Genomic DNA, 11181 nt, shown 5'->3' with positions numbered 1-11181 from the left:
GCGAATCATACAGCGTTACAACCTGCTGTCAACTGCCTTTTTCACCGCTGCCGATCTGACGACCGAAGCACCTCCGCAACCCTCTTGATCGATCAACTCATTGATATTCAAGGAGTTTTTCGTTCCGATGTCGCTGGAAGTGGGGCGCATTATAAGGGGATCTGAAACCCCGTCAACCTTTATTTCAGTTATATAAAGCAAAACCTCAAAACTAAGCGGGGCGGCCTCTCGGCCGCCCCGCTTTCATCCCTGCGCCTTACAAGCTAGGGAAGGCAAACTGCGACGCCTCATGGCTGGCCCGCTGCGGCCAACGCTGGGTGATCGCCTTGCGACGGGTATAGAAACGCACACCGTCCGGGCCATAGGCATGCAGATCACCAAACAGCGAACGCTTCCAGCCACCGAAGCTGTGATACGCCACCGGCACCGGCAGCGGCACGTTGACGCCGACCATGCCCACTTCGATCTCATCGCAGAACAGCCGCGCCGCCTCACCGTCACGGGTGAAGATGCAGGTACCGTTGCCGTACTCATGCTCGTTGATCAACTGCATGGCTTGCTCCAGGCTGTTCACCCGCACCACGCACAGCACCGGCCCGAAAATCTCTTCCTTATAGATACGCATTTCGGGGGTTACCTTGTCGAACAAGGTGCCACCGACGAAATAGCCATCTTCGTTACCGGCCACACGGAAACCGCGCCCATCGACCACCAGCTTGGCGCCAGCGGCGACGCCGTCATCAATGTAACCCACAACCTTGTCACGGGCGGCCGCGGTCACCAGCGGGCCCATGTCGAGGCCGCAGGACGTACCGGCACCGATCTTCAGCGCCTTGATCTGCGGCTCCAGCTTGGCGATCAGCGCATCGGCCACCTGGTCGCCGACACACACCGCCACCGAAATGGCCATGCAGCGCTCGCCGCAAGAACCATAGGCAGCGCCCATCAGCGCGCTGACCGCGTTATCCAGATCGGCGTCGGGCATCAGCACCGCATGGTTCTTCGCACCGCCCAAAGCCTGCACGCGCTTGCCGCGCTTGGTGCCTTCGGCATAGATGTATTCAGCGATCGGGGTCGAGCCGACAAAGCTCAGGGCCTTGACCTCTGGCGCCTCGATCAGTGCGTCGACCGCTTCCTTGTCGCCGTGCACCACGTTGAGGATGCCCTTCGGCAGGCCGGCTTCCAGCAGCAGCTGGGCGATGTACAGGGTCGAGCTCGGGTCACGCTCGGACGGTTTGAGAATGAATGCGTTGCCGCAGGCGATGGCCAGCGGGTACATCCACAGCGGCACCATGGCCGGGAAGTTGAACGGCGTGATACCGGCGACGATGCCCAGCGGCTGGAAATCGGACCAGGCGTCGATGTTCGGGCCGACGTTGCGGCTGTACTCGCCCTTGAGCAGCTCCGGGGCGGCGCAGGCGAACTCGACGTTCTCGATGCCACGCTTGAGCTCGCCCGCAGCGTCCTCCACGGTCTTGCCGTGTTCCTCGCTGATCATCTGCGAGATTTTCGCTTCGTTCTGCTCAAGCAGCTGCTTGAAGCGGAACATCACCTGGGCGCGCTTGGCCGGTGGGGTATTGCGCCAGGCCGGGAAGGCGGCCTTGGCCGAATCGATGGCCTGCTGGATGGTGGCGCGGCTGGCCAGCTCGACCTTGCGCACGGCCTGGCCGGTCGACGGGTTGAAGACATCGGCGGTGCGCTCGCCCTTGCTGACCAGTTCGCCGTGGATCAGGTGCTGAACAATGCTCATGCATAACTCCAGATAAAGAAGGTAGAGACAGGCGCGTGGCACTCACGCGCCCGACGTCAGAATCGGAAAATCAGTCGACCTTGTTCAGGGCTTCGCCCACGGCGTCGAACAGACGATCCAGCTCTTGAGGCTGGGTGTTGAAGGTCGGCCCGAACTGCAGGGTGTCGCCACCGAAGCGTACATAGAAGCCGGCTTGCCACAGCTTCATGGCCGCCTCGTACGGACGAACGATGGCATCGCCATCGCGCGCGGCGATCTGGATCGCGCCGGCCAGGCCGTAGTTGCGGATATCGACGACGTTCTTGGTGCCTTTGACGCCATGCAGCAGCTTTTCGAAGTGCGGCGCCAGCTCGGCTGCGGACTGCACCAGGTTTTCCTTCTGCAGCAGGTCCAGCGCGGCGATGCCGGCGGCGCAGGCGACCGGGTGCGCCGAGTAGGTGTAGCCGTGGGGGAATTCCACCGCGTACTCAGGAGTCGGCTGGTTCATGAAGGTCTGGTAGATTTCGCCGGTGGCGATCACCGCGCCCATCGGGATGGCGCCGTTGGTGACCTGCTTGGCGATGCACATCAGGTCCGGGGTCACGCCGAAGGCTTCGGCACCGGTCATGGCGCCCATGCGGCCGAAGCCGGTGATCACTTCATCGAAGATCAGCAGGATGTTGTGCTGGCTGCAGATCTCGCGCAGGCGCTTGAGGTAGCCCTTCGGCGGCGGCAGCACACCGGCGGAACCAGCCAGCGGCTCGACAATGACCGCGGCGATGTTCGAGGCGTCATGCAGCTCGATCAGCTTGAGCATCTCGTCGGCCAGGGCGATACCGCCCTCTTCCGGCATGCCCTTGCTGAACACGTTGCCCGGCAGCACGGTGTGGGGCAGATGGTCGACGTCCAGCAACTGACCGAACAGCTTGCGGTTACCGTTGACGCCACCCAGGCTGGTGCCGGCGATGTTCACCCCGTGATAGCCACGGGCACGGCCGATGATCTTGGTCTTGGTGGCCTGGCCTTTCAGGCGCCAGTAGGCACGCACCATTTTCAGCGCGGTGTCGGCGCACTCGGAGCCGGAGTTGGTGAAGAACACGTGGTTCAGGTCGCCCGGCACCAGGTTGGCGATCTTCTCAGCCAGCTGGAACGACAACGGGTGGCCGAACTGGAAGGCCGGCGAGTAGTCGAGGGTGGCGACCTGACGGGCCACCGCTTCGCTGATCTCTTTGCGAGTATGCCCGGCGCCGCAGGTCCACAGGCCCGACAAGGCGTCGAACACCTTGCGGCCCTTGTCGTCGACCAGGTAGTTGCCTTCGGCCGCCACGATCAGCCGCGGGTCGCGCTGGAAGTTGCGGTTGGCGGTGTACGGCATCCAGTGGGCATCCAGCTTGAGCTGGCTGGCCAGACCGGCTTGAGCGGATTCGGGCATGTTCATCGGGCGGTTCCTCGAAAGACGATTAGGCAACGATGGGTGTTGTTGCAGCTAAGTTGTCACGGCGATAAAGTTCGAAAAACCCAGCTTTTCTAACCTTCAGTCAGCGGATAACTAAACTAATGAGCCGACGCCCCGATCCCCTCGCGCAGGTCAGCGATTTCGACATTCGCCTATTGAAGATCTACCGCAGTGTGGTCGAGTGCGGCGGCTTTTCAGCGGCGGAAAACGTCCTGGGCATCGGCCGTTCGGCCATCAGCCAACAGATGAATGACCTTGAACAGCGCTTGGGCCTGCGCCTGTGTCAACGTGGCCGGGCAGGTTTTTCGCTGACCGAGGAAGGTCGCGAGGTCTACCACTCGGCGCTGCAACTCCTCAGCGCCCTGGAGACGTTCCGCACCGAGGTCAATGGCCTGCACCAGCACCTGCGCGGCGAGCTGAACATTGGTCTCACCGACAACCTGGTCACCCTGCCACACATGCGCATCACCCACGCCCTTGCCGAACTCAAGGACCGCGGCCCCGACGTGCGTATCCAGATCCGCATGATCGCCCCCAGCCAGGTCGAGCAAGGCGTGCTCGACGGCAGCCTGCACGTGGGCGTGGTACCGCAGACCAGTCCGTTGTCAGGTCTTGAATACCAACCGCTGTACAGCGAGCGCTCGCTGCTTTATTGCGCGGTCGGCCATCCGCTGTTCTACGCCGAAGACCAGCAGATCGATGACGATCGCCTCAACGCCCAGGACGCTATCGCCCCGACCTTCCGCCTGCCCGCCGACATCCAGGCGCACTACCAGGCCCTGCACTGTACCGCCAGCGCCTCGGACCGCGAAGGCATGGCCTTCCTGATCCTGACGGGCCGCTATATCGGCTATTTGCCCGACCACTACGCCAGCTTCTGGGTGCAGCAAGGGCGCCTGCGGGCGCTGAAGCCCGCCCAGCGCTTCTATGACCTGGGCCTGAGCTGGGTAACGCGCAAGGGACGACGACCAAACCTGGTGCTGGAAAGCTTCCTCGAGAGCCTGGCTGCGACACGCTGATGCCTGTCCCTGACGCTAATGCTTGTCACTTCGGCACAGGCAGGTAATCTGTCCGACATCCGTAACGACCCGCCCGGAATCGTCCATGACCCTAGAAGTCCCTGCGCATCGCTCCCCCGCCTCGGGCAAGCCCGCCGGCCGCATTCGCCAGAAGAACGAACAGGCCATCATCCAGGCCGCCGAGGACGAGTTCGCCCGCCACGGCTACAAGGGCACGAGCATGAACACCATCGCGCTCAAGGCCGGGTTGCCCAAGGCCAACCTGCATTATTACTTCACCAACAAGCTGGGCCTGTACATCGCGGTGCTGAGCAACATCATCGAACTGTGGGACAGCACCTTCAACGCCCTGAGCGTGGAGGACGACCCGGCCGAGGCGCTCAGCCAGTACATTCGCACCAAGATGGAGTTCTCCCGGCGCAACCCGCAGGCCTCGCGAATCTTCGCCATGGAAGTGATCAGCGGCGGCGAGTGCCTGAGCGAGTACTTCAGCGCCGACTACCGGGAATGGTTCCGTGGCCGCGCCGCGGTGTTCCAGGCCTGGATGGACGCCGGCAAGATGGACCGGGTAGATCCGGTGCACCTGATCTTCCTGCTCTGGGGCAGCACCCAGCACTACGCCGACTTCGCCACCCAGATCTGCCAGGTCACCGGCCGCAGCCGCCTGACCAAACAGGACATGGAAGACGCCAGCAACAATCTTATCCACATCATTCTCAAAGGCTGCGGCATCAGCACGCCCGCCTGACCCGGACTTATGCCTTCTACCCTGCTCGAGCTCTGCGAATTGCGCGAAGAAATCCGCAAGAGCCGCTTCATCACCCTCGCCGGCCCGATCGGCAGCCCCGCCGAGGCCATGGCCTTCATCGAACGCCACAGCGACCTGGCGGCCACCCACAACTGCTGGGCCTGGAAGCTCGGCGCCCAGTACCGCAGCAGCGATGACGGCGAACCGGGCGGCACGGCCGGGCGACCGATCCTAGCCGCCATCGAAGCCCAGGACTGCGACCAGGTGGTGGTGCTGGTGATCCGCTGGTATGGCGGCATCCAGCTGGGCACCGGTGGCCTGGCCCGGGCCTACGGCGGCGGCGCCAACAAATGCCTGCAGCAGGCACCCAAGCGTGTGCTGGTGCAGCGCAGCGCGTTCAGTTGCAGCTGCACCTTCAGCGAACTGGCGCTGCTCAAGCTACGCCTGGCTGAGGTGGACGGCGTGGTGCTGGACGAGCAGTTCACCGCCAACGGCGTCGACCTGCGCATCGCCCTGGGTGAAAGCCACCTCAACCTACTGCAGCAACAACTCGCCGACCTGAGCCGCGGTCGCATCCTGCTGGAAAGAGAGTGAGCGTTGCCCACAACTACTGTGGGCCTGCCTGTGGATAAGCTTGGGGCAAGCTGATACAGGCCTTGTGCGACAAGGCCTGCGAAGCATTGAGCATATTTTGATCACATTTGTGTGACACCGGCACAAGTGACTGAAAGACTGTGAGTTATCCCCAGCATTCAATGTAAGCTCGCCCCCAAACCGCCATTTTCTGGCCCGCTGCGCTTGCACACAATTACTGTGGAGCGGCTTGTGGATAACCCGTGAACTACAGCGCCAGGCCCAGCCCCCACAGGCTTTCCAAGCAATCGATCGTTTTTTGATCAGCCTCCACAAGGCGAGCGCCAGGTACCTGGTTTATGCTCGTCACCCAGGCCTTTCCCGGTGGAGGGCAATCACCCCGTTGTCGCGCGGCGAGCGAACCTATGCACAACAGCGCTCGCCCCGCCTTTGATATGGAGTATCGCAATGACCGCAAACAAGAATGCCCTGATCATCGGCGCCTCCCGAGGCCTTGGCCTCGGGCTGGTGCAACGCTTGCGCGAAGATGGCTGGAATGTCGTCGCCACCGTGCGCGACCCGCAACAGCCAGGCGCTCTGCGCGAGGTTTCCGGTGTACGTATCGAGCGCCTGGAGATGAACGATACCGTCCAACTCGACGGGCTCAAGCAGCGCCTGCAAGGTGAAGTGTTCGACCTGGTGTTCGTCAACGCCGGAGTCATGGGCCCGCTGCCGCAGGACCTTGAAAGCGTGCAGGTGCAGCAGATCGGCGAGCTGTTCATGACCAACGCCGTGGCGCCGATCCGTGTGGCCCGGCGCCTGGCAAGCCAAGTGCGTCAAGGCAGCGGCGTGCTGGCCTTCATGAGCTCGATCCTGGGTAGCGTGACCATCCCCGACGGCGGCGAGATCTGCCTGTACAAGGCCAGCAAGGCTGCCCTCAACTCGATGATCAACAGCTTCGTGGTCGAGTTGCAGCGCGCCGACCTTGCCGTGCTGGCCATGCATCCGGGCTGGGTGAAGACCGACATGGGCGGCGAGAATGCCGAGATCGACGTGCTCACCAGCACCCGTGGCATGCTCGAGCAGATCAAGGCGCAGAGCGGCAACGGCGGCCTGCGTTTCATCAACTACAAGGGCGAGCCGCTCACCTGGTGATTCACTGCGTGACAGGCCTGGATGGGCGCATTGCCCGGCCAGGCCCTGTAGAATGGCGGCCAACCGTACCTGATCGAGATTGCACACATGTATGACTGGCTGAACGCCTTGCCCAAGGCGGAACTGCACATGCACCTGGAGGGCTCGCTGGAGCCCGAACTGCTGTTCGCCCTGGCCGAACGCAACAAGGTCGCGCTGCCCTGGGCCGATGTCGAAACCCTGCGCGGCGCCTATGCCTTCAACAACCTGCAGGAATTCCTCGACCTCTATTACCAGGGCGCCGGCGTCCTGCGTACCGAGCAGGATTTCTACGACCTGACCTGGGCCTACCTGCAACGCTGCAAGGCGCAGAACGTTATCCACACCGAGCCGTTCTTCGACCCGCAGACCCATACCGACCGGGGCATTCCGTTCGAGGTGGTGCTCAATGGCATCAGCCAGGCACTCAAGGATGGCCGTGAACAGCTTGGCATCTCCAGTGGTTTGATCCTCAGCTTCCTGCGCCACCTGAGCGAGGACGAGGCGCAGCAAACCCTCGACCAGGCCCTGCCCTTCCGCGACGCATTCGTCGCCGTAGGCCTGGACAGCTCGGAAAAAGGCCATCCGCCCAGCAAGTTCAAGCGCGTCTTCGACCGCGCCCGCAGCGAAGGCTTTTTGACCGTGGCCCATGCCGGCGAGGAAGGCCCGCCCGAATACATCTGGGAGGCGCTCGACCTGCTGAAGATCCAGCGTATCGACCACGGCGTGCGCGCCATCGAGGACGAACGCCTGATGCAGCGCATCATCGACGAGCAGATCCCGTTGACCGTCTGCCCGTTGTCCAACACCAAACTGTGCGTGTTCGACCACATGAGCCAGCACAACATCCTCGACATGCTCGAGCGTGGCGTGAAGGTCACGGTCAACTCCGATGACCCGGCCTACTTCGGCGGCTACGTCACCGAGAACTTCCATGCCCTGCACGAGCATCTGGGCATGACCCAGGAGCAGGCACGCCGCCTGGCGCAGAACAGCCTGGACGCACGCCTGGTGCGCTAACCGACCTGGCGCGAGGGTAGGCAGGCGATCGCGTTGATCTGCTGTTGGCCGAGCGGTGTAAGGTGCACCGCCCGGCTGCCCTCCTGCTCACGCACCCAGCCCGACTGGGTGAACAGCCTGAGCAACGCTTGGCCCAGGCAACCGCCGAGGTGCGGACCCTGATCGTTCCACTTGCTGCAGTGGCAGATCACACAGCCACGCCGGTCGGCGGCGGCCAGCGCGTCGATGAACACCCCCATCGCCTCCAGTTGCCCCTTGCCCTCCTGGCTCACGACCAGGTGCTGTTCGCTGCCCTCCAACCAACCGGCCACATGCAGGCGATGCAGGAGCGCGGCAGCCACCTCGCCGCCCAGATGATCACCGCACAAGCGCGCCTTGCGCATCGACAGAGGGATTTGCAGCGAAGAGCCCTGCCCACCCACGGAGCGGCTGGCCAACTGGACGCTGGCAAGGGCCTCCACTGCGGTGCCGACCTCCGGCGTTGCCAGGCGGAAAAAGCGTTTGCGCCCACGCGTTTCGTGCCTGAGCAAGCCGGCACTGGACAACAGCGACAGGTGCGCGCAAGCCGAGGAAGTGCTCAGGCCGGTGATCACGGCAAGCTCGTCCGCCGCACGCGGGGTGCCATCGATCAACGCCCACAACATGGCGCTGCGCTTGGGATCGGCCATCAGGCTGGCAACCTGACTGATGCTGCGGACTGCGGTCATGAAACTGAAGCTCCCTGATGTAACTCGTCTGGCGGCGATAAGCGCCGACGCCCTGCCGCCTGTGCGGGCAAGCACGGGATGGTTCGTGTGCCGGATGGTCAGCGCCAGGCCAGGAAGGATCTCACGCTGGCATTGGGCGCCGGAGGCAGTATAAGCCGCTGGAGGTGGCTCGCCTCGCGGCATGCATGCACGGACCGAGTGGGCGTTGGTCCCCCGCGCAACGTCCGCAAAGGTGCGTTTGTCAGCGCGCCGCGCCGCAGAAGTGGCTTATGCCCCCGTTCTACTGTGGCTGCGCCAGGAACGTAGCTGACAGCCGCTATCACCAGGCTCGAAAAGTCCGACATACACAGTGAAAACTTCCGCTGCGCAAAACAGAAGGTGGCCTTACTTCAAGCCACCATGACCGTCAGTCAGGGGAGTGACTGACGGTCATGGTGAGCGCCGGGAGCGGCGCTACACTAGATCCGCTCCCGCTCACTGGAGGTGGATCGCGATGAAGATTGTCGTCAGTGCGTCGAACCGAAATCCCGCCTGCCCCTGGCAGGTCCAGCTCGACCAGCATGTGGTGAGTTTCCGTAGCGAGGCCGAGGCACGCTCGTTCGTCGCCCTGCTGGAGGCGCGCCTGAGCGCGCCCCACACCCTCACGCAGGCCGGCTGGCCTGCAAGCGCCGGGTCAGCACTGCGACACTGACCACCAGTGCGCCGCACAGGCTGATCACCAGCGCCATGGGCACCGCGCTGCCATCGTGCAGCACCCCGACCAGCGCTGCCGCGCCCGCGGCGACGCTGAACTGCAGACAGCCCATCAGCGCCGAGGCGCTGCCGGCCCGCGCGCCCTGCCCGCTCATGGCGCAGGCCGAGGCGTTGGGGATGATGCAACCAAGGCTGGCGATGCATATGAACAACGGCACCAGCAACGGCCACAACTGCGCTGGGCGCAGCGCCGCGACCACCAGCAGCGCCAGCGCCGCCACCAGGTACAGCCACACTGCCCGCGCCAGCAGGAACGCCGGGCCACGCTTGGCCAGCAGGCGCGCATTGACCTGGGCCATCAGGATGAAGCCTGCGGCGTTGGTGCCGAACAGCCAGCCATAGTGCTCGGCGGGCACCCCATGTAACTTGATGAACACGAACGGTGAACCGGCGATGTAGGCAAACATCCCGGCGATGGCAATACCACCGGTCAACGCATGACCGACAAAAACCCGGTCACCGAACAGCCGCAGGTACTGGCGCAGCGCGCCCGACAGAGGCTGGCGCGGCACATGGGCCGGCAAGCTCTCTGGCAGCCCCAGGCCGACGGCCACCAGGCAGGCCGCGCTGAACAGGCTCAGGGCGAGGAAGATCGACTGCCAACCGGACACGTTGACCAGCACGCCACCGAGCATCGGCGCGAGGATCGGTGCCAAGCCCATCACCAGCATCAATTGCGAGAACACCTTGGCTGAGGCCACCGCGTCGCACTTGTCGCTGACGATCGCCCGCGACAGCACCATGCCGGCGCAGCCGCCCAGGGCCTGGACGAAGCGCGCCACGATCAGGCTGTCGAGGTTGGGGGCGTAGGCGCAGGCCAGGGAGGCCACGGTGAACAAGCCGACCCCGAACAGTAGCGGGATGCGCCGGCCGAATCGGTCGGCCACTGGCCCATAGGCAAGCTGCCCCAGGGACAGGCCGAGGAAGTAGGCGGCCAGGGTCGCCTGCACATGCTTTTCGTCGGTGGCGAAGGCATGCGCCATGGCCGGGAAGGCGGGCAGATAGAAGTCGATCGCCAAAGGCCCGAACGCACTGAGGGCGCCGAGAATCAGCAAGGTTCGCAGGTTCATGGAGAATCCATAGCAGGCTAAGCAAGTCGTTTAGTCTACCTGCACTGGATCATCGGGCGTTGAAAACCTTTGCAATAATTGGCCTGTATTTCTGTAGCCGCGGGCTTGCCCAGGCAGCCCGCTTCTACAGAAATGCTTTAGCTGGACAATCCAGCCGTTCAGGCCACCTCGGCCTGATACCCCTCTTCACGAATCGCCGCCAGGATCTGATCCGCCGCCAGCGCACTGTCCACCCGCACCTGCTTCGCCGCCAGGTCCACCTCTACCCGCGCCGCGGCGTCCTGCTCCTGCACCGCACGGGTCACGCCTTTCACGCAATGGCCACAGGTCATGCCTTGTACATTGAACACTTGCATAGGGGTTGCCTCCTTGTGGGTTTTGTCTACTTTCAGCCTTGCCATCGGGGCAAGGTCAAGTTCCGCGTCAAACGGCCGGGCTGGAAATCCTTGCGCGGCTCGGCCAAGCTGCGCCTTTGACGATTTTGGCAAGCAGGAGATTCTTCATGATCAGGGCAGCAATGAGCCTAGTCGGACTGCTGGGCGCGCTGGCCGTGGTGCCACCGGCCAGCGCCGAAGGCAACTCGGACTACAGCGTGCTGATGATTTCCCGGGAGCGCCTGGAAGTGGCCAGCAGTTGCGAGATCGGTATCTACCTCAATGATCAGTTGGCCGGCCGGCTGTTCCAGGAGCAATCGACCTCGTTCAACCTGCCACCGGGCCCGGTCGACGTACGCTTGCGCCTGCTCCCCGGGCAGATGCCCGGTTGCGCCCCGGGTATCGAAGACCAGCGCAGCACGCGCCTGACGTTGCAGGCGGGGCAGATCAGGAAGTACCGCATCGCCACAGGGCACAAGGGCTTGGAATTGAGGCAAGCCAACCTGGGCTATTGACCTTGCCCGCATGGCAAGGTTGATGCTGAAGGCCTATCCACGGA

Annotated in this window: 12 protein-coding genes; 7 read left to right on the top strand and 5 right to left on the bottom strand. The window is 63.5% G+C overall.

From position 1 onward, the window contains the following. Positions 1-256: 256 nt before the first annotated feature. Positions 257-1750 (bottom strand): CoA-acylating methylmalonate-semialdehyde dehydrogenase, encoded by a 1494-nt coding sequence (locus C3F42_RS21715; RefSeq protein WP_023629636.1) that lies wholly within the window; start codon positions 1748-1750, stop codon positions 257-259. 70 nt (positions 1751-1820) lie between these two features. Continuing rightward, positions 1821-3167, bottom strand: a complete 1347-nt coding sequence (locus C3F42_RS21710) for an aspartate aminotransferase family protein (protein WP_023629635.1) — start codon at positions 3165-3167, stop codon at positions 1821-1823. Between the two features lie 119 nt (positions 3168-3286). On the opposite strand from C3F42_RS21710, the gene C3F42_RS21705 reads away from it, so the two are divergent. From C3F42_RS21705 to C3F42_RS21685, 5 genes are all read left to right on the top strand, one after another. Next, on the top strand, positions 3287-4204 hold the full coding sequence (locus C3F42_RS21705) for a LysR family transcriptional regulator (RefSeq protein ID WP_023629634.1): 918 nt from the start codon (positions 3287-3289) through the stop codon (positions 4202-4204). A gap of 85 nt (positions 4205-4289) precedes the next feature. Next, positions 4290-4952, top strand: a complete 663-nt coding sequence (locus C3F42_RS21700; protein WP_023629633.1) for a TetR/AcrR family transcriptional regulator — start codon at positions 4290-4292, stop codon at positions 4950-4952. Positions 4953-4961: 9 nt separating this feature from the next. After that, a complete protein-coding gene (locus C3F42_RS21695; RefSeq protein WP_038706821.1) occupies positions 4962-5546 on the top strand; it encodes a YigZ family protein in 585 nt (194 codons plus the stop codon). Positions 5547-5993: 447 nt separating this feature from the next. Then, positions 5994-6680: an SDR family oxidoreductase gene (locus C3F42_RS21690; protein ID WP_094012511.1), complete on the top strand. Its 687-nt coding sequence runs from the start codon at positions 5994-5996 to the stop codon at positions 6678-6680. Between the two features lie 87 nt (positions 6681-6767). Then, complete coding sequence (locus C3F42_RS21685; RefSeq protein ID WP_104444890.1) at positions 6768-7718, top strand: adenosine deaminase; 951 nt, start codon at positions 6768-6770, stop codon at positions 7716-7718. Here C3F42_RS21685 and C3F42_RS21680 read toward each other — a convergent pair. Further along, the gene (locus C3F42_RS21680) at positions 7715-8425 is read right to left on the bottom strand and encodes a helix-turn-helix transcriptional regulator (RefSeq protein WP_023630783.1); all 711 of its coding nucleotides are present in this window, start codon (positions 8423-8425) and stop codon (positions 7715-7717) included. The two genes, C3F42_RS21685 and C3F42_RS21680, sit on opposite strands and share 4 nt — an antisense overlap. A 493-nt stretch (positions 8426-8918) precedes the next feature. Between C3F42_RS21680 and C3F42_RS21675 the strand changes: the two genes are divergently transcribed. Next, on the top strand, positions 8919-9116 hold the full coding sequence (locus tag C3F42_RS21675; protein ID WP_031315199.1) for a hypothetical protein: 198 nt from the start codon (positions 8919-8921) through the stop codon (positions 9114-9116). Here the strand turns inward: C3F42_RS21675 and C3F42_RS21670 are convergent. Both C3F42_RS21670 and C3F42_RS21665 read right to left on the bottom strand, forming a co-directional pair. Then, positions 9067-10248 carry a multidrug effflux MFS transporter gene (locus tag C3F42_RS21670; RefSeq protein WP_104444889.1) on the bottom strand — a complete coding sequence of 394 codons (1182 nt, stop codon included), beginning with the start codon at positions 10246-10248 and terminating at the stop codon, positions 9067-9069. The genes C3F42_RS21675 and C3F42_RS21670 overlap by 50 nt on opposite strands. A gap of 158 nt (positions 10249-10406) precedes the next feature. Then, positions 10407-10604: a heavy-metal-associated domain-containing protein gene (locus tag C3F42_RS21665; protein WP_023632213.1), complete on the bottom strand. Its 198-nt coding sequence runs from the start codon at positions 10602-10604 to the stop codon at positions 10407-10409. Between the two features lie 146 nt (positions 10605-10750). Between C3F42_RS21665 and C3F42_RS21660 the strand changes: the two genes are divergently transcribed. Continuing rightward, positions 10751-11137 (top strand): hypothetical protein, encoded by a 387-nt coding sequence (locus tag C3F42_RS21660; protein WP_104444888.1) that lies wholly within the window; start codon positions 10751-10753, stop codon positions 11135-11137. The last annotated feature ends 44 nt before the right edge of the window (positions 11138-11181 follow it).

The sequence above is a fragment of the Pseudomonas sp. PONIH3 genome (assembly GCF_002934345.1).
Taxonomy (GTDB): Bacteria; Pseudomonadota; Gammaproteobacteria; order Pseudomonadales; family Pseudomonadaceae; genus Aquipseudomonas; species Aquipseudomonas soli.
Note: the sequence above shows the minus strand (reverse complement) of the source record. Positions and strands in the feature narration are given on the sequence as shown.